General features: G+C 62.7%; 13 protein-coding genes. 1 reads left to right on the top strand and 12 read right to left on the bottom strand.

Going from position 1 to position 18552, the window contains the following annotated elements:
- Window positions 1-99: 99 nt before the first annotated feature.
- On the top strand, window positions 100-2823 hold the full coding sequence (locus LPB260_RS25920) for a hypothetical protein (protein ID WP_208708759.1): 2724 nt from the start codon (window positions 100-102) through the stop codon (window positions 2821-2823).
- Window positions 2824-3014: 191 nt separating this feature from the next.
- Here the strand turns inward: LPB260_RS25920 and LPB260_RS25915 are convergent, their stop codons facing one another.
- The 12 genes from LPB260_RS25915 to LPB260_RS25860 all read right to left on the bottom strand — a co-directional run bounded on the left by LPB260_RS25915 (window position 3015) and on the right by LPB260_RS25860 (window position 18439).
- Entirely contained in the window at window positions 3015-3731 is a 717-nt protein-coding gene (locus LPB260_RS25915; protein WP_208708758.1) for a response regulator transcription factor, read from the bottom strand.
- Window positions 3732-4197: 466 nt separating this feature from the next.
- Window positions 4198-4956 carry an SDR family NAD(P)-dependent oxidoreductase gene (locus LPB260_RS25910; protein ID WP_208708757.1) on the bottom strand — a complete coding sequence of 253 codons (759 nt, stop codon included), beginning with the start codon at window positions 4954-4956 and terminating at the stop codon, window positions 4198-4200.
- Between the two features lie 10 nt (window positions 4957-4966).
- Complete coding sequence (locus tag LPB260_RS25905; RefSeq protein ID WP_208708756.1) at window positions 4967-5734, bottom strand: SDR family NAD(P)-dependent oxidoreductase; 768 nt, start codon at window positions 5732-5734, stop codon at window positions 4967-4969.
- Window positions 5731-7116: an MmgE/PrpD family protein gene (locus tag LPB260_RS25900; RefSeq protein WP_208708755.1), complete on the bottom strand. Its 1386-nt coding sequence runs from the start codon at window positions 7114-7116 to the stop codon at window positions 5731-5733. Before LPB260_RS25900 ends, LPB260_RS25905 begins: the two co-directional genes overlap by 4 nt.
- Window positions 7117-7208: 92 nt before the next feature.
- Window positions 7209-8234, bottom strand: a complete 1026-nt coding sequence (gene proX / locus LPB260_RS25895; protein WP_208708754.1) for a glycine betaine/L-proline ABC transporter substrate-binding protein ProX — start codon at window positions 8232-8234, stop codon at window positions 7209-7211.
- 62 nt (window positions 8235-8296) lie between these two features.
- Window positions 8297-9244, bottom strand: coding sequence for a glycine betaine/L-proline ABC transporter permease ProW (proW, locus tag LPB260_RS25890; RefSeq protein ID WP_208708753.1), 948 nt, complete (start codon window positions 9242-9244; stop codon window positions 8297-8299).
- 54 nt (window positions 9245-9298) lie between these two features.
- On the bottom strand, window positions 9299-10471 hold the full coding sequence (locus tag LPB260_RS25885) for a glycine betaine/L-proline ABC transporter ATP-binding protein (RefSeq protein ID WP_208708752.1): 1173 nt from the start codon (window positions 10469-10471) through the stop codon (window positions 9299-9301).
- A 532-nt stretch (window positions 10472-11003) separates the two neighbouring features.
- Entirely contained in the window at window positions 11004-12428 is a 1425-nt protein-coding gene (locus tag LPB260_RS25880; RefSeq protein WP_208708751.1) for an NAD-dependent succinate-semialdehyde dehydrogenase, read from the bottom strand.
- A gap of 125 nt (window positions 12429-12553) precedes the next feature.
- Entirely contained in the window at window positions 12554-13426 is an 873-nt protein-coding gene (locus LPB260_RS25875) for a LysR family transcriptional regulator (protein WP_208708750.1), read from the bottom strand.
- A 143-nt stretch (window positions 13427-13569) separates the two neighbouring features.
- On the bottom strand, window positions 13570-15129 hold the full coding sequence (locus LPB260_RS25870; protein WP_208708749.1) for a BCCT family transporter: 1560 nt from the start codon (window positions 15127-15129) through the stop codon (window positions 13570-13572).
- A 690-nt stretch (window positions 15130-15819) separates the two neighbouring features.
- Complete coding sequence (locus LPB260_RS25865; RefSeq protein WP_208708748.1) at window positions 15820-17160, bottom strand: adenylosuccinate lyase family protein; 1341 nt, start codon at window positions 17158-17160, stop codon at window positions 15820-15822.
- A 196-nt stretch (window positions 17161-17356) separates the two neighbouring features.
- Window positions 17357-18439: a zinc-binding dehydrogenase gene (locus LPB260_RS25860; protein WP_208708747.1), complete on the bottom strand. Its 1083-nt coding sequence runs from the start codon at window positions 18437-18439 to the stop codon at window positions 17357-17359.
- Between the last annotated feature and the right edge of the window lie 113 nt (window positions 18440-18552).

The raw sequence follows: 18552 nt of genomic DNA, 5'->3' as shown, positions 1-18552 counted from the left end.
CGATGGGCACTGCGCCGGTCTCTCCCGATAGTGGAGGACAGAGCTGAAGTCACGGCCAACGGTCAGGCCTCGATGACCGGCAACACCCAGGAGCACGCCATGGCTATTGTGTACGTTACGCTGGACGAAACGGCCGGATTGCAGAACAACACTGCCACTCCAGGCATCGCGGGAGACGCGGACGACAACGACATTCTGGTGACAACCCTGCCGCTGACCTTCTCCACGCGCCTGAGCGTACTGGGGGCCAACACCTCCACCGCATTGGGCGCGGCCTTGAGCGGCTATAGCGGGGCCGTGGGCGACACGGGCAGCAACGCCTTCAGCATCACCCCGCCCCCCGGCGCGAACGTCATCGATGTCAGCTTCACCGACAGCACGGGCGCGCCGCTCAATGGCCTGGACAGCGGCCTGGACACCCTCGACGGCACGAGCATCCTGCTCTACACCGATAGCCTCAACAACAACATCCTGCTGGCCCGGGCCGGGGGGCCGCACGGGACCATCGTGTTCGCCGCCTATATCGAGGAAACCGGCTCGCCGGTCTCGGGCGGCAAGCTGTGGATGGTGCAATACCAGCCGCTCAAGCACCTGAACCCCAACGACCCCGACGATGCGCTCAACTTGCTCAACAAGGTATTCATCGGCACCAGCCAGGACGTGGAGTTCGTCCTGGCCAACGCGCCCTCCGGGCAGAACCTGTTCCTCATGTTCACCCAGACCAACCCGCTAACCTTTAACGACAACGGTGTCACGCGGATCTCGAATCCGAGCATCATCGCCACCGGCAAGGACCCCGCTAACCAGTCCACCGGCGTCAACATCAACACCGGCGACACCATCAACACCAGCCAGGCGGGCGGCCCGACCACCTTCGGCACCAACAATCAGATGATCACCGAACAGGAGGGCATCCGCTTCACCTTCGTCACCGGCGCCCGTCTGGACGTGACCATTCCCAATCTGGATCAGAACGAAGCGGATGTCGAAGCCAACATCGACTTCACCGCCATGTTCAACGCGCGCTCGGCGCGCTTCGACGTCGTGCAACTGCAGAGCGGCAAGACGGCTCAGGTGAAGATCAGCGCCTTCAGCACCGACGCGGAACCCGGGGTGAATTTCGTCGACGGCTATACAAACGATACCGCGGTGGCGATCAGCAACGTCCGCGTCATCAACATCGCCAGCGGGCTGGTGATCGAGAACTCGGATGGTTCGGTGAACGACCCCGGCATCACCATCGCCATCGTCGGCGGGGTCGCGACGCTGACCGGCATCAAGGCCGGCCACAGGATCGAATACACCACCACCACGGATCACAACCGCGTACTCGTCGAGAACGGCGCGGCCCTCAACGCCAAGGGCAACAACCACGCCGACTTCGACATTGGTGGCTTCATGCTGCGGCAGGTCTCGACCTCGGTCACCGAGGTCGGCTCCCAGATGATCTTCGAGGACGACGGCCCTACCCTGGCCTTCGGCAACCTGATAGGCACCGGCACCACCCTCGCGCAGTTCGGCTACTGGAACATGGCGGCCGGCGCCGACGGACTGGGCGCGAGCGGTCTGGACATCAGCCTGGTGAACGGCCAGTTCACCCTGGTCAGGCCCGACGGCACTACCGCCACCGGAAGCGGCACACTCACCGAGCTGTCGCCCTCGCCGGATGCCAGCGGCGCCTTCCGTTTCGCCGGCCAGTTGACCGGCGATTTCGACAACAATTCCGCAACGGCGAATACCACCATCGACTACACGCTGACCGCTTTCGCCAATGGCACCTATGCGCTGGACCTGGTGCAGGGTTTCAGTTCGATGATAGTGCGCAGCAGTGCCGATGGCGCGCTCGCTGCCGGCGGCCCGGACCCGGTGCGCACCCTGCTGATCCCGCCGCAGAATACGCCGACCATTCCGTCGCCCTCCGAGGAGATCGTCTTCTTCGGCGTCAACGCGACCACCAGCGCCGCCAACATTCTCCTCGCCATCGGGCCGGGCGCGTCGGACCTGACCGAAGCGCAGATAGAAGCCGGAGGATTCAGCTTCCTCGGCACGGCGAACATGAACGTCAGCACCTCGGGCATCGGCATCGGCAACAACAACCTGGATGGCAACGGCACGGCCGGCATCAATCCCGGCGACGAGAGCTTCGTCGTCAACCCCGAGTCCCTGTTGACGGCCATGCGAGTCTTCATCGACAACTCGGTGCAGGGCTACAACCCAGCGACGGAACAGCTCTACTACCGGATCTTCTACTCGGACGAGACGGTTTCGAACCATATCCTGGTGGGAGCCGCTGACCTGAAGTCGGAAGCGGGCGGGCAGAAGTCCTTCCTCATCGAGCGCGAAGGCAGCAAGCTGATCGATGCGGTGCAGCTGACCATGGGCAAGGGCGTGATCAAGATCCCGGTGATCCAGTTCATCCAGGAGACCGAGAGCCTGGCCAGCGATATCCGGCTGACCTTCAGCGCCACCCTGACCGACGGCGACGGCGATACGGCGACCAGCATTTTCGCCGCCGACCTGTTCGCCAACGAACTGGCCAACACGCTGTTCGACTACTCGCTGCTCGGCACGCTCGGCAAGCAGGACGCCTTCAACGTCGACCTGTCTTTCACCGAGACCCTATACCAGGTCACCGGCTTCGATGCGAGCTCGGGCCTGCGCGACAGGCTGGTGCTGCTTGGCGACCCGGGTGCCGTCACGTCGATCGACAACAGCGGCGCAGACAGCCTGGTGACGATCACCGAGTCCGGCGGACAGATCACCACCATCACCGTGGTCGGGGTCGACCTGCTGGCCAGCGACATCGTGCTCGGCGGCATCTGAGGCATCGCGGGAAGGTGCAGCTGCGGGCGGTAGCGCAAGAGCCTACCCCCCGCACTGCTGCCGGCAACTCTTGCAGGGGCGGCGGGCATGCAGGCCGGCACCGCCATCAGCCAGCCTCTCGCACCTGGCCACCGCTCAGGAGGGCAACGGCCCGACTGCCCGGGCACTGCACAGGGTGCCAGGGCCTCGATTCAATCCAACTCCACCCAACTGGACGCAGGCGGCTCATCGCTGTCGGTAATCCCGTGCTTCAGCGCGTATATCAGCAGGTCGACGCGGTTGATGAGTTTGAGTTTGTGATAGATGTTGCTGAGGTGGTTATGCACGGTGTGCTCACTGATACCCAAGTGCGCGGCGATGCTCAGGTACTTGGCGGACGGGTCGCCCACTATGACGCGAATCAGCTCCTTTTCGCGATGCGTCAACTGCGCCTGCCTCGTCCTCTCCAGACTGCACTTAAAGGGCACGTGCCCGGCCACGGCATAGCTGGACAGCCCCCCGGCCCAGGCTCTGTCCAGCCCGACGTCACGATGGTGGACCCTGATGATGGCCTGGATGATCGCTTCCGTCGGGTCTTCGGCCAGCACTATGCCACGGGCACCCGCACCTATCGCCTGGCCCACTGGAATGGATTCGTACAACCCCTTGAGCACCAGCACTTTCATCTCGGCATTGGAGGCGAGCCCGGCGATGACATCCAGCGGGTCGAGTGCATCCGGAAAGAAACTGAAAAAAATGACATCGGGACGCAACCGGTCGGCAAGATCCAGTGCGCTGGCATAGGCCGAGGCTTGGCCGATCACCTCCATCCGTGGCTTCCTCGCGTTGATCAGATCGTGCAGGCCCATGAGGACCAGAGGACGGCAATCGATCAGCATCACGCGTATCGGATTTCTGCGGGCAGGCATGATGATCCTCGCCCTCTGGAGAGTGAATGTTTGCCAGTTGGCCGAAGAGCGTCGGCAAGGCCATCCCAGGCAGGCCAGGAAGGCAATCTCTGGCAAATCAAACAGATGCACCGACGGAGTTCACATGCAGTCGCTCGGCATGCCGAGCGAACTCGCGCTCGAATCTGTTTTAAATAACTCATTGGCCACGCAGGTCGTTTTTCAACAGCACGTCAACGGTGAGGGGCTTTCCTATGTATAGGAAAGGCGTGGGCATGTGGCCAGCAAATTTTTCAATTGGAGCGAAGGGATTAAGCGGGCAAGCCAGCCCTCCATTCGAGCCGCCTAAACGAGGCGGATGAGCGAGTTCTGGGCGCCGTGGGCTCGGCGGATACCGCACAGCAGCGCCGGCCGGGCGCGCGCTCTATGTACAGGCGCGCCCCCAGGTGTCTATTTCCGACACCTGGGGCATGCCGCGTACAGCGCCTCAGAACGGCAGGGGCAGCTTGGCGGTGCGGCCGCCGTCGACCACCAGAATCTGGCCGGTGACAAAGGCCGCTTCGTCGGAGGCGAGGAATACCACCGCGCCGCCGACGTCCTGCGGGGTGCCGGTGCGGCCGACCGGGTGCATGGCCAGCAGGCCCTGGCGGGCGCCGACCGGGTCGGCCTGGACGTCGATGTAGGCGTTGCTCAGGTCCGAGTCGATCCAGCCCGGGGCGATGGCGTTGCAGCGCACGCCGTCGCGGCCGAGGTCCACCGCCAGGGCCCGGGTCAGGCCGTGGATGCCGGCCTTGGAGGCGCAGTAGGCGGCGTGCTGGGGGTTGGCGCCGAGGCCCTCGATCGAGCCGATGTTGATGATGCTGCCGCCGCCGCGCTGGCGCATCTGCGCCAGCAGTTCGCGGGCGAGGAACACCGGCGCGCGCAGGTTGACCACCAGCATCCGGTCCCAGTCCTGCTCGCTCATGGCCTCGATCGGCTGCTCGAACATGAAGCCGGCGTTGTTCACCAGCACGTCGATGCCGCCGAGCAGTTCGGCCGCGGCCTGGGCGATGCGCAGCGGCGCGCCGGACTCGGCCAGGTCGGCCTCGACGAAGAACACATCCGGGTTATTCGCCAGCTCGGCGTCCAGTGCCTGGCGCTGGGCCACCAGCACCCGCGCACCGGCGGCCAGCAGTTTCTCGGTGATGCCGCGGCCGATGCCACGGCCGCCGCCGGTCACCAGGGCATTTTTTCCTGTCAAAAGCATGGTCATCTCCTCAGCCCGAAACCGGCTTGGCACCGGTGACCTCGAGGGTCTCGCCGGCGATGTAACGCGCCTCGTCCGAGGCCAGGAAGGCGATCACATCGGCGATGTCCTCCGGTTCGGCGATGCGCCCCAGGGGCACGCTCTTGTTCAGCTCCTCGACCGCCTTGTCCGGGTCCAGGCCGCGGCGCTCGAAACCGCTGCGGATCATCGGCGTGTTGATTTCATGCGGGCACACGGCGTTGACCCGGATGCCCAGCGGCGCACAGTCGCGGCCGAGGTTCTTGCTCAGCGCCGCCACCGCGCCCTTGCTGGTGCAGTAGGCGACATGCCCCGGCCCCGGGTAGACGCCCCACACCGAGGAGGTGTTGACGATGGCCGCGCCCTTGCGGCCCTTCATGTGTGGAATGGCGGCGCGGCAGATGTAGAACACCGCGTTGAGGTTCACGCCCATGGCGTCGAACCACATCTCGTCGGTGGTTTCCTCGATGGTGCCGCGGGGGATGATGCCGGCATTGTTGAGCACGATGTCGAGGCCGCCGAAGGCCTCCACCGCGGCGCTGACCAGCGCCTCGCAATAGCTCTTCTGCTTGAGGTCGCCGGCCAGGTAACTGACCTCGGCACCGAGGGCGCGGGCCCGCTCGGCGATGGCCGCACAACCCACCTCGTCGCGGTCGGACAGCATCAGGCGCGCACCCTCGCGGGCGAACAGCAGGGCCAGGGCCTGGCCGACGCCGCCGGCGGCGCCGGTGATCAGGGTGACTTTCTCGGCGAACTTCATAGGGCGATCTCCATGAGCTGAGCGGCCTCGGGCATTGCCCGGGCGACGTCGGTGTGGAACAGCAACTCGAACAGCTCGCTGCAGTCGGCGCTGGCCGGCAGCGCGGCGACGGCCTGTTCGATGGCCTCCCGGCGCACCTGATCCAGGCTGACGCCGGCGAGCAGGTGGAACTTGGCGCTGAACTCGGCCTGGCTCATGGCCGTGGCCGGGTCGCCCTTGGCCGCAGTGATCGGGCTGGCGAAGCGCTGGCCATCCTTGAGCGACACCGAGACCCGCGAGAGGATCTCATTGGGGAAGCGCGCGGACAGGTCGTCGGCCTCGACGATCTCGATTCGTTGGCTGACGGCGAGGATGTCGGCAGCATGGATTGCCTCCCCGGTCACCTCCAGCGGGCCGACCTGGCCACGGGCGACCAGCGCCGCCAGCGGGAAGGCCAGGGCATACTGGGCCTCGTCGGCATTGGCCGGGGTGTGGCCCTGCAGGCGCATGGATTCGTGGAAGGTCTCGACCTGGATCTTCTCGATGGCCTCGCCGCTGATCTGCGGATGCGCGGCCAGCAGCGCGGTCATCGCGGTCAGGGCCGGCTGGGCCCAGCGGCACACCGGCCAGGGCTTGAAGTACTGGGCATCGATCTCCCAGCGCTGGCCGAGGTCGTGCCACTGGGCGGCGACCGCCGTGGTCTCGACCGTCTCGGCCGGCGCGCCGGTGACCCCGGCCTGGGCCAGCAGCAGGGCGTTGAGCCCGGCATGGGCGCCGGCGCCGTGGGCGTCCCGCAGCATCGAGGGATGATCGACCAGGCGCATCATCGGGCAGCGCGGGCCGAAGTACTCGGCGATGCCCAGGGCATGACGGAAGGTCTGCTCGTCGAGGCCGAGCAGGCGCGCGCCGCCGCAGACCACGCCGAGCCCGGAGAAGGCGCCGGAGGCGTGGTATTCCGGCGCGGTGGCCATCAGCGCGGCACCGGCGCGCAGCGCCGTCTCGTAGCCGATGCACAGGGCGCTGAGCAGCTCCTCGCCACTGATGGCGCGGCCCTGCTCGCGGCAGGCGTCGACCAGCGCCAGCAACGCCGGCACCACGGTGGCGCCGGCATGGCCCTTGGAGGTGAAGTGGCCCTCGTGGGCATCCAGGCTGTCAACGCTGAAGCCGCCGGCCCAGGCCGCGCCCAGCGGGTGCACGGCACGGCCGTCGAACAGCAGGCGGCTGGCCATGGCGCCGGCCGGGTAATGCGCGACCGCGTAGCCCTTGAGGGCCTGGCTGGTCTGGTTGTCGCGGGCGCCGGCGGCGACCCCGAGGATGTCCAGCAGGCAGGTCTGCAGCAGCGTGCGGGTGTGCTGCGGTGCCTGGCTGAAGGTGAAATCACGGACGAACGAATAGAGCGACATGGGCTTACTCCATGAATGGGTCGCGACTCGAAGGGCAAAAAAAGGCGCCCATCGGGGCGCCCAAATAAGGTTCACGAGTCTGAGCGCGGAACTCAGTTGGCCGCGGCGCGGGAAGCGGCCAGCCAGCCGTCGAACGTCTCGCGGTGGGCGGCGACCCAGTCGGCGGCGTGACGCTTGATGTCGGCGGCGCTGCTTTCACCGTTCTGCATCTTCAGGTTCTGTGCGCTCTCGTCATCGGTGGTGATCTGCACCAGCGAGAGGAACTTCAGGGCGGCCGGATTCTCCTTGGCGAAGTCCTTGTTCAGCACGGCCTTGACCTCGTCCACGGCGAAGCCGAGGTTCTTGCCGGCGAAGCTGGTGTTGACGTCGTTGTTGCCGTCCGGCAGATCGGTGTGCGGCACTTCCAGCCAGACCACATCCTTGCCCTCGACCAGCACGCCGGCGATCCACTGCGGCACCCAGGTGAAGTAGAGGATCGGCTGCCCTTCCTTGTAGCGGGCGATGGTGTCGGCCATCAGGGCGAAGTAGGAGCCGCGGTTGTGGCTGACGCTCTGCTCCAGGTCGTAGGCCTTGAGGTGGTGGTCGATCACCAGCTCGCAGCCCCAGCCCGGGTTGCAGCCGGTAAGGTCGGCCTTGCCATCGCCATTGCTGTCGAACAGCTTGGCGATCTCCGGCTTCTTCAGGTCGGTGAGGTACTTGATGTTGTGCGCCTCGGCGGTCTTCTTGTCGATCAGGTAGCCCTGCAGCACCCCGGGGATCACGTCGCCGGCCTTGACCAGCGTGTCGTCGCCGCCGACCTTCTGGTAGAAGGTGTCGTGCAGCTTGTCCCACAGGTGCACGGAAAAGTCGGCATCGCCGTAGGACAGCGCCAGCATCATCGCCGCGTATTCGGTTTCCTTGGGTTCCTGTACCTCGTAACCCAGCTCGCGCAGGCCGGCCATGGCCACCTCACCGCGGAAGCGCTCCTCGGCGATGCTCGGGAAGATCGGCGTCACTTCCACGCCCTCGCCGGGTTTCTCGGCGCTCGCCGCCTGGCCATACAGCGGCAGCAGGCTCAGGGACGCCACGGCGGCGCAGTGCAGGACCTTCTGGGTGAAGCCACGCTTTTCGAAACTCATCGTCATCTACCTCTGGGTTTTGTTGTTCGTCGGGTATTTCGATTGGGTTCAGGAACCAGGCCTCAGGCCTGAGCTTTGGCGGTTGCCGGGCGGCTGCCCAGCAGGCCCAGCAGCAGGCCGACGGGGCCGCTGTGGTACCAGCGCCGGCTGGGGTCGCTGCTGCGCTCGCCCATCGCCTGGGTCAGGCGGTCGAGGAAGATCGCCAGCAGCACCAGGCCGACACCGCCGACCGTGGCCAGGCCCATGTCCAGGCGGCCGATGCCGCGCAGCACCATCTGCCCCAGGCCGCCGACCGAGATCATCGAGGCGATCACCACCATCGACAGCGAGAGCATCAGGGTCTGGTTGACGCCGGCCATGATGGTCGGCGCGGCCAAGGGCAGCTGCACGCGGCGGAGCATCTGCCACGGCGTGCAGCCGAAGGCGCGGGCCGCCTCGATCTTGTCGTCCGGCACCTGGCGGATGCCCAGGTTGGTCAGGCGCACCAGCGGCGGCACGGCGAACACGATGGTCACCAGCACGCCCGGCACGTTGCCGATGCCGAACAGCATCACCACCGGCACCAGGTAGACGAAGGCCGGCAGGGTCTGCATGGCGTCGAGCACCGGCCGCACCACCTTCTCCAGGCGGTCGCTGCGGGCCGAGAGGATGCCCAGGGGCACGCCGATCAGGGCGCAGAAGAACACCGAGGTCAGCACCAGGGCCAGGGTGGTCATGGACTCCGACCAGACCCCGATCAGGCCCAGCAGGGTCAGGGTAACGGCGCACAGCAGGCCCATGCGCGGCCCGGCCATCTGCCAGCCGAACAGCGAGGCGAGGAGGATGCCGATGGTCGGCGGGATGCTCTGCAGGGTGAATTCGAAGCCGTTGAGCACCTGGTCGATCGGCCAGCGGATCGCGCGGAAGAACTCGCGGAAGTTGTGCACCAGGTAATTGAGGGTGCTCTCCACCCAGTCGCCCAGGGGGATGGTCAAGGTCTGGAAGGGATCGAGAATGCTGAACTCTGACATCGTGGTTACCTATTCTGGGGTTCTGCGGCGCGTGCCGGCTCGACGGTCTGCCGCTCAGTGGCGACTCATGGTGTGCAGCAGCAAGCTCTTCGAAATCGTCCCCTTGAGCGCGCCGGCGTGGTCGATGACCGGCACCGGGTACGGCACCTCGGCGACGATATCCAGCACGTCGTGCAGGGGCGTGTCGATGTAGATGGGCTGGTGGCAATCCAGCTTGAGCTGCTCGATCCGCGCGGAGTCGGCGCCGTCGCGCAGCTGCGCGGCGTCGACCACAGCGAGCAGCTGGTCCTGTTCGTTGACCAGGTAGCCGAACGGCACGCCGGCGGCGAAGGCCGGCACATGGCCGTTGACCCGGCACACCGTGGCCGGGTCCAGCGCGGCGACGTCGCCGGCCTTGAGCACCCGCGAGCTGTCGAAGCCCTTGAAGAAGGCCTCGACATACTCGTTGGCCGGGTTGCACAGCAGTTCCTGCGGGGTGCCGATCTGCACCACTCGACCGCCCTCCATGATGGCGATGCGGTGGCCGATGCGGATGGCCTCTTCGATGTCGTGGGAGATGAAGATGATGGTGCGCTGCTGCTCGGCCTGCAGGCGGATCAGCTCGCCCTGCATCTCGCTGCGGATCAGCGGGTCGAGGGCGGAGAAGGCCTCGTCCATCAGCAGGATGGTCGGGTCGTTGGTCAGCGCGCGGGCCAGGCCGACGCGCTGCTGCATGCCGCCGGACAGCTGGTGCGGGTAGCTGTTCTCGTGGCCGGCCAGGCCGACCTGGGCCAGGGCTTCGATGGCCCGGGCGCGGCGCTCCTGCTCGCTGATCCCGGAGATCTCCAGGCCGAAGGCGGCGTTGTCCAGCACGCTCATGTGCGGCATCAGGGCGAAGGACTGGAACACCATGCCCATTTCCTTGCGCCGCACGTTGGTCAGCTCCTTGTCGGACAGGCCGGTGATCTCCCGGCCGTTGAGGTGGATGCTGCCGGAGGTCGGTTCGATCAGGCGGTTGAACAGGCGCACCATGGTCGACTTGCCCGAGCCGGACAGGCCCATGATGACGAAGATCTCGCCGCGCTTGACCGAGAAACTGGCGTCGAACACGCCGACCACTTGCCCGGTCTTCTGAAATATCTCGTTCTTGTCGGCGCCCTTGCGCAACATATCCATGGCCACTTCCGGCTGCGCGCCGAATACCTTGAATATGTTCTTGACCGAAAGTATCTCGTCGGCTTGGGTCATTGCGCCCTCTTCTTATCGATATATAAACGTGACCTTGGTGACGCCGCTCGGCGCTTTATCCAGGGCGAAGAAATCCCGCCAGCACGAACTCTTGGACAAGCTTCTGCCGACCCTTCAAATGGTCTGGATCACCGCGAATAGGCCCTTGGCGGCCGCCTGCTGGGCGTGCCGTCGGGGTGAGTCAAAGTTAGAGTTCGGGGGCTGAGCGTCCAACGACATTTGTTCGGTCAAAACAATAACCTGATGTTATTGATTGACCGGATTACGCCTGGTACGGAAGCGAGACTGGCAGCCCAGGTCAGGACGACCCCGGCGATCTGGAAATACTGAGTACCGATCACGCAACACCGGCGCACGCACTCCCAGAGGGCGAGACCTGGGTAGTGCTGGGCCCAGTGCGCTGGAACGGCATCCGCTCAGTAGCGGTATGGCAGGAGAGCATGGCCGACGCTGATATCGGTGCGGGGCGACACGTCAGCTCTCCCCCGGTGAACAGGGTGGCCGCGTATAGCCGCCACCCTGCTTACTGACGTCAACGAAGACTGACGAACTTGCTCTTCATGTAGGCGTCCAGGGCTTCGATGCCACCCTCGACACCATAGCCGCTGTCGCCCCATCCCCCCAACGGAACTTCGGCGATATGGGCGGGAACATCGTTCACCCCTATGGTCCCTGCTGTCAGCTGCTCGCTGAAACGCTGTTGACGCTTGGGGTCATTGGTGAACACATAGGCTGCCAGGCCGTAGTCGACGTCGTTAGCAATACGAAGCACCTCGTCTTCGTCATTGAACGGCAGAATTGGGACGACCGGGCCAAAAATCTCGTTGCTCATGAGGTCCGCATCCAGGCTCACATCCGTCAATACCGTCGGCGCGAAATAGAAGCCCCGCTCGCCGAGGCGCTGGCCGCCTGTAGCCACCTTGGCGCCCTTCGACACCGCGTCCGCAATCAGTTGCTCCATTGCCTGCAGGCGCCGCTGGTTGGCCAGAGGCCCCATCTGCGTATTGCTGTACTTGCCATTGCCTACGGTCAAGCGGCTGGCAAGCTCGCAGAACTGGCTGACGAACTGTTCATACTTGCTCTCATGGACGAAGAATCGCGTCGGCGACACGCACACCTGGCCGGCATTGAAGAACTTCTTGGCGACCAGCATTTTCGCGAGGGGCTCAATGTCGACATCGTCGAACACGATGACCGGAGAGTGCCCGCCCAGCTCCATGGTGACAGGTTTCATGACTTCGCCGGCCTTGGCAGCCAGCAACTTGCCGACGGGCGATGAGCCGGTAAAGGTAATCTTGCGAACGGACGGGGCCGCAATCAGCTGGCTGGAAATCTGTGCCGGGTTGCCCAACACCACGTTGAGGGTCTTGCCCGGAACACCGGCGTCAAGCAGTGCCTTAATCAGCTCGATCGCCGAACCGGGCGTCTCCTCGGCCGGCTTCACGACGCAGGAACAGCCGGCCCCCAGCAGCCCGGCAAGTTTCTTGGCGGTCAGCACCACAGGAAAATTCCACGGGGAAAAAGCCGCCACTACACCGACCGGCACCTTGCGAATTTCGATGCTATTGCCACTGTCGCGACCATTCATCAGGCGCCCAGCCATGCGCCGGGCTTCCTCGCCGCCCCACTCGATGAAGTCGGCAGCGCGCTCGATCTCGCCAACCGACTCGGCCAAAGGCTTGCCTTGCTCCTGGGTCAGAATCTCCGCGATCTCCTGCTTGCGTTGGCGCAAGAGGTCGGCGGCGCGCTTGAGAATCGCCCCCCTCTGCCACTGGGGTACCGCCTGCCAGTCCTTGAGCCCCTGATTGGCCGATGCGACAGCACGATCGATGTCCGCCGGGGTGGCATGGCAGAAGTGGCCAATGACCTCTTCAGTCGCCGGATTGATAACGGGCTCTGTGACACCGTCGGCACCATCGGTCCACTCACCGCCAATGAAAAGTTGGTATGTATTCATGTTGCCTCCTGTATGAAAAAGACAAAAAGTTACTCGAACCGAAAACATTCGGTTGCTGTGATTAATATGCTGAAGGCGCGAGCGCGGCATGCCCGCGAGCGCTCGGCCGCTAAATTCGACTCGCGCTACTTGAACGCAGACTTAATCCACTCGGCAAACAGCATCTCCTTGGGGGAAATGCTGTAATAGTCCGGCTCCACGATAAAGAAGTTCTCGCGACTTTTAATCTCACCAAACTCGAGCTTGACCAGGCTGCCGTCCTGGATGAAAGCGTCGACCAGCGAATTGATTCCCAGGCATATGTAGTTCCCCGACCGGGCAGCCTTATAGGCCAGCAAGTTGCTTTCGACATACAGGCTGCTGGGTTTTACATCCAGACTCAGTTGCTGTGCGTCGCACCACTCCTGCCAGCCAATCTTGTTGCCCATCACCGAGATGAGCGGGTGCTCAAACATGTCTGCACGCTTAGTGATGCTATTGCGGGTCGCCGGCGAGCAGACCGGAAAAACATTATCCCGGGTCAGTTGATGGCAACTGGAGTCACCCCAAGCACCATCGCCGTACCTGATTTCAATGCCTCGTCCGATTTCGCCAAAATCCGTCAGCCACAACCCGGAATACAGCTCGACACGAGTCCCCGGATATAACTTGTGAAACTCATGAAGCTTTCCGGATATCCAAGTGTCTGCAAACGAGTAGTTCGACTTTATGGTGACCGTATCGGCACGCCCAGAGCCGAATAGTTGATCCGTAGTATCGGATATCTTGTCCAGGGCGATCTTGATAACGTTGTAGTAATGCTTGCCCACATCAGTCAGTGAAATCCCCTTTTTCCCCCTGACTATCAGGCGGGTATCCAGGTAGTCCTCCAGCGACTTGATCTGCTGGCTGACGGCAGACTGCGACACATTGAGCCTTTCGGACGCTTCGGTGATGGAGCCCGACTCGACGATGATCTTGAAAACGAACAACCAATTATGGGGTGGGGGTCTCTTCATCGTCGCATCCTCACTGTCTGACTTGGGCCATCGGGGATTGCAGAAGCCTTGAACAGCTCCGTTTTCTTCGCTCAGCAATCCCCGCGGGCTGGCGGGCTCGGTTCGAGAACTATCATAGCCCTGCCACCCAGCCCGGATGCGCGCTAGATCCGATGTGCCCGGCCATCCTCCAGCAGGTATTTCATGGTGGTAATCATCATGCAGAACAGGATCAGCAGCAGAGGCAAGGCGACAATCACCGATGCCGTCTGCATACTCTTCAACCCCCCCACGAACAGCAGGGCCAGCGGCAGGATGGTGATCACGAAACACCAGAACAGGCGGTTGGATTTCTCGGGCTCTTGTCCCTCGCCGAGTTCGCTGGACGTGGCGCAAGCCAGCACATAGGCGGCGGAGTCGAAGGTAGTGGCCAGGAGGACGATGCCGGACACGGCCAGCCCGATCAGCAGAAGAGTGGCGCCTGGCAGGGTCTTGAAGATCTCGATGATGGCGGCAGCGCCACCCTGGCTGTTGACGATGTCCGAAACGGCGAGTGCCTCGGTAATCTGCAGATCGATGCCATAGCCCCCCACCACGATATAGAACATGGCGGTGCCGGCAGTGCCGAAGACCAGCATGCCTAGAATCACTTCGCGAATGGTCCTGCCCTGGGAAATGCGGGTTACAAACATGCCCATGAAGGGGGCATAAGCAATCCACCAGGCCCAATAGAACACTGTCCAGGCTTGCGGGAAGCCACTTTGATTGACGCTGTCGGTCCAGGTGCTCATTTTGATGAAGTTTTCGACGGCATAACCCACGGAGTCGAAACCCAGGCCAATGATGAACTTGGTCGGCCCGACCATCAGGATGTACAGCACGATCGCCACCGTCACGACGGTCGAGAAGATGCTCAGGCGCTTGATGCCCTTCGCCAGCCCCAGGCCGCTGCTGATCGTGAAGACTGCCGTACAAACCAGAATGATGGAGATGTCCAGCGTGAGGCCAGGCTCTATGCCCAGAATACTGGCGACGGCCATGCCAATCATGGGCGTGCCCAGGCCCAGAGAGGTAGCGGCAGCCCCGAGGATGCCGAACAGGAACATGTAGTTGATGACCGTGCCCACGGGGCCGTCGACGAGATTGCCGAGTGCACCGCGGCACGATTCACTCAGGTTATAGATGTGCTTTTTCCGCACATAATAAATGTAGGACATGGCGATGGCCGGGACGCAATAGATCGCCCAGGCTGAAGGTCCCCAGTGGAACAGGCCATAGGCCTGAGCGACCACGTACATTTCATTAGTCTTGGGTTCTATGCCAAACGGCGTCCACGCATAGTGATAGGCCCATTCAGTGCCCGCCCAGAGCATCAGGCCAGTGGCGATACCCGCCAGAAATACCATCATTATCCAGGAACTCCTGGAGAACTCGGCAGGTGCCGCCTGGTCAGCACTCAATTTGATGTCGCCATAGCGCGAGCAGGCAAGATAAACCAGGAAGCCCATCGCGATAATGGGCAGGGACAGGAAGGCGAAGTCGAAACTGTGTGTCATTGACTTGAACAGGGTGTCAATGAAGCCTTTACCGTCTTCAGGCAGAAGGACAAGCGGCAAAGCAACCGCAATAACAATCAGAACACTCAAAATCTGCATTCTTCGATTGCTTTGAGTACGAGCGACATCTATGGGTGCATCTAGGCATTCTGAGTATTCGGTATTCATGATCTTACCTTTAAGCTTATTTTTATAGTGCGCGGCGTCGAATGCCTGTATCCATCCGGCGCGGCAGGTTCAGGTATGCACTTTACTTCGCTGTCAGGCCTCGGCTGCGCGTGCCCTATTTAAAGAGCAAGGCTATTGACCTGAGTATGAGCGGTACTGCGTTTCAGCATCCCTCCCGGGGTATCTGACGGTTGGACACAAGATACAAGGCCGGCAAACCTTGGCCGCTATTACTCCTCGATACAGCCATCACCTCAACTTATTATGTTGATCGCTGCCTCACTCTTACTTCTTGCTATGGAGCATAGTGATCAATGTGGATGCAGAAGGAAATTCAAATACTTTCTGCTACGCAGTAGAAAATCTTATGCTGCTGTTCCGCCTCTCCTCAGGCGACGCCTGAACTACCCCTGACGCTTTGCCCAAAGAGCAAATCCGCAGGTACTTGGCCCAGGCCAGCGGTCCGAAAGCGTCTCTGCGATACCTGAAGAAAGCCGGCATCGAGCAACTGCAGGCAGCCCTGCGCCCCCCAGCGTCCTTAGCACTGGCCAGTCCTGGGGCAGGAGGGCAGGTCAGGCGGCGCAGAAGCCAGGGGCAGACCCTGGCTTGCGCCGGACACAGCCGCTGCGAGCGGACTCGACGAGCCTGCGGCAAGCCGGTAGCGCCTGACACGGCCGGCTCGACCAGCCCTCAGCCAGCAATCACCCTGTCGACTATCGTCGGCGACAGGCCCAAATAGGACGACGGCGACAGGACCTGTTGCAGCGCATCCTCATCGAGGTGGCGAGTGACTCCGGGGTTTTGCGCCAGAACCTCGTACAGCGAACAGTCATGCTTCTGCGCTTCGAGACAGGCCTCGTAGACCACGTCGTGAGCAGCCTGCCGTCCGATATGCGGTGCCAGGGCCATCATGGCGGCCTCCGCGACTATCAGCCCCTTGCTGATGTCGAGATTCCTGGCCATCTTGTCGGGGAACACCTCCAGACCTTCCAGCAGGAACACGGCCTGAGAGAGTGCGCAATGGGCCAGGACAAAAGCCTGGGGCAGGCCTATCCATTCGGCATGCCAGGGGCCGGTCGCCCGCTCAAAGTCGGCCTCCTGAGCATTCATCAGCAGCCCGGCTGCCTTGGCAACCCCCAGATTGCAGCCACGAATGACCTCGCACGAGATAGGGTTACGCTTCTGCGGCATGGTCGAGGAAGCGCCGCGATCCTTGACGAAGGGTTCGGCGACCTCGGAGATCTCGTCCATGCACATGATCATGATGTCGAACGCGATCTTGCTCAGCGAACCGGTCATCAGGGCCAGGCCGCAGCCGACCTCCGCCAGTCCGTCCCGAGCCGCATGCCAGGGTGCGAGCGGGGTCGCCAACTGCAGCTCTTCAGCCACGACGCCGGTCAACAGCTCGGCCTTGTCGCCAATGGATGCCAGGGTGCCAGCTGCACCCCAGAGTTGAGCCATCAGTACGCGCGGACGCATTTGCTGGAGGCGGGCCTCGGCGCGACGGATGCTGTCCAGCCAGATCGCCGCCTTGTAGCCGAAGGTGATCGGCAAGGCATGCTGCAGGTGAGTGCGCCCGGCCATCACGGTATTGCGGTGCTCCTGGGCAAGAACGATCAGCGCCTTCTTGACCCGCTCGAGGTCCCTGTCGATCAAGGCCAATCCATTGCGAATCTGGAGAACCGATGCGGTATCCATGATGTCTTGCGTGGTCGCCCCCCAGTGGACGTAGCCGCCCGACTCGCTGCCACAGGCTTCGACCAACTGGCGCACCAGGCCGAGAATGGGGTAGCCCACGGTGCCGGTGTCATGGGCTAGGCGCGCCATATCGATCTGGATGCTGCGGGCCGCCTCGTCGATCTGCTCGGCGGCCTTTGCCGGGATAAGGCCGAGCTTGGCCTGGGCACGGGCCAGCGCGGCCTCGGTCTGCAGGAAGGCCTCTACGCGAGCCTCGTCATTGAAGACGGACTGCATTTCCTGCGAGTGGAACAAGGGGGCGAATATTTTCGAATCGAGGATCGAAGACGTCATGCTGAACTTCCTCTGGGAAGGCGAGGTAAAGGTTGTATGGGGGCCGCCCCGGCATATCGATCACCGCATGGGGCAGTTGCGCAGGCCAGATCGCCGCGAGTCCGGTCGAACGGCAGGGACGCCTGGATACAGGCGTCCTACTTCGCCCATGTCGGCAGGCAACTGGCGCCCGGGGCAGGCGAATGTGTTCCGTGGGTTATTTCATGACGATCGATGCCCGGGTGACTTTGCGCGACATGGAATCGGAAAGCGCCAGCTCGACGTCCTCCAGCGCGTACTCGGTGTCCAGTATTTTGTGGAAGGGCAGCCTGTCGATGTTCTCACTCAGGAACTTCAGCGCCTTGTACAGGTACACAGGCTGGTAACGCATGACCGGAATGACCGTGATTTGATTCCGGGTGATGTAGCCGGGGTCGATGGCAATGGTCTTCCCCGGAGTGACGTTGCCCATGGTGACGAACTTCCCGCCGGCCCGGACCAGTTCCAGGCCTTCGGCAAAAGCCTCTGGAACACCCGCCACCTCGAGGCATACATTGGCACCACGGCCATTGGTGAGCGCCTTCACCGCATGCACGCGCTCCTCTTTCGTCGGATACTCGCGCATGTTCAGAACATGGTCAGCGCCGAACTCCCTGGCCAATTCGAGGCGATTCTTGTCAGCATCAATGACGATGACGGTCACCCCCTTGCTCTTGGCCAAAGCTATTGCATAAATCCCCAGGCCACCGGCGCCCTGAATCACCAGGCTGTCCTGAACCGTGATTTCCGACAGCTCGATGCCGTAATAGACTTGCGACAGCGCACAATTCGCCCCTGCGGCCAACTTGTCCGGCACGTTGTCCGGCACCTTGTAGAAGAACTGCCCGGGATGGATGTAATAGTGGGTCGAGAAGGTCGTATGGAAATGCGGCGCTTCTTCAGGTTGCTTGGCCCAGAAGCTGTAGGCGTTTTCGCAAAGGTTGAGTTTGCCCGACAAACAGGAAGGGCAGCGCTGGCAAGCGATGAAGTAGGTGGCGGCAATACGGTCGCCTACTTTGATAGGTGCCCCGGCATTATCGGTCAGCACGCCCTCGCCGATCTGCTGCACCAGGCCCACCGTTTCGTGGCCCAGTCCGCCACTCTTCTTGGGGTGATGGCCGCACCATATATGCAGCTCCGAACCGCAGACATTACTGCATAGAACCTTGGTGATAATAGATCCGGGCTTGGGGGCTGGGATTTCATATTCCTGGAACTCGATCTGTCCAGGCTGTTTCATTACTGCAATCTTGCCTTTCATGATGACCTCGCTGAAGAATGTCGAACTTATTCTTCGAATAATTAGTTCCGGGGCGGCCAGTCCGACTGCAGATATTGCAGTTCGCATCAGGTTTAAGCGGCTCATCGACGCGC

The sequence above is a fragment of the Pseudomonas sp. LPB0260 genome, from assembly GCF_013388395.1.
This window is presented reverse-complemented; position numbering and strand designations above follow the sequence as displayed.

What these genes read in the sequence shown, in the direction of transcription:
- LPB260_RS25920 (WP_208708759.1), top strand. Translation starts at nt 100, where the DNA reads ATGGCTATTGTGTACGTTACGCTGGACGAAACGGCCGGATTGCAGAAC.
- LPB260_RS25915 (WP_208708758.1), bottom strand. Translation starts at nt 3,731, where the DNA reads ATGCCTGCCCGCAGAAATCCGATACGCGTGATGCTGATCGATTGCCGT.
- LPB260_RS25910 (WP_208708757.1), bottom strand. Translation starts at nt 4,956, where the DNA reads ATGCTTTTGACAGGAAAAAATGCCCTGGTGACCGGCGGCGGCCGTGGC.
- LPB260_RS25905 (WP_208708756.1), bottom strand. Translation starts at nt 5,734, where the DNA reads ATGAAGTTCGCCGAGAAAGTCACCCTGATCACCGGCGCCGCCGGCGGC.
- LPB260_RS25900 (WP_208708755.1), bottom strand. Translation starts at nt 7,116, where the DNA reads ATGTCGCTCTATTCGTTCGTCCGTGATTTCACCTTCAGCCAGGCACCG.
- proX (WP_208708754.1), bottom strand. Translation starts at nt 8,234, where the DNA reads ATGAGTTTCGAAAAGCGTGGCTTCACCCAGAAGGTCCTGCACTGCGCC.
- proW (WP_208708753.1), bottom strand. Translation starts at nt 9,244, where the DNA reads ATGTCAGAGTTCAGCATTCTCGATCCCTTCCAGACCTTGACCATCCCC.
- LPB260_RS25885 (WP_208708752.1), bottom strand. Translation starts at nt 10,471, where the DNA reads ATGACCCAAGCCGACGAGATACTTTCGGTCAAGAACATATTCAAGGTA.
- LPB260_RS25880 (WP_208708751.1), bottom strand. Translation starts at nt 12,428, where the DNA reads ATGAATACATACCAACTTTTCATTGGCGGTGAGTGGACCGATGGTGCC.
- LPB260_RS25875 (WP_208708750.1), bottom strand. Translation starts at nt 13,426, where the DNA reads ATGAAGAGACCCCCACCCCATAATTGGTTGTTCGTTTTCAAGATCATC.
- LPB260_RS25870 (WP_208708749.1), bottom strand. Translation starts at nt 15,129, where the DNA reads ATGAATACCGAATACTCAGAATGCCTAGATGCACCCATAGATGTCGCT.
- LPB260_RS25865 (WP_208708748.1), bottom strand. Translation starts at nt 17,160, where the DNA reads ATGACGTCTTCGATCCTCGATTCGAAAATATTCGCCCCCTTGTTCCAC.
- LPB260_RS25860 (WP_208708747.1), bottom strand. Translation starts at nt 18,439, where the DNA reads ATGAAAGGCAAGATTGCAGTAATGAAACAGCCTGGACAGATCGAGTTC.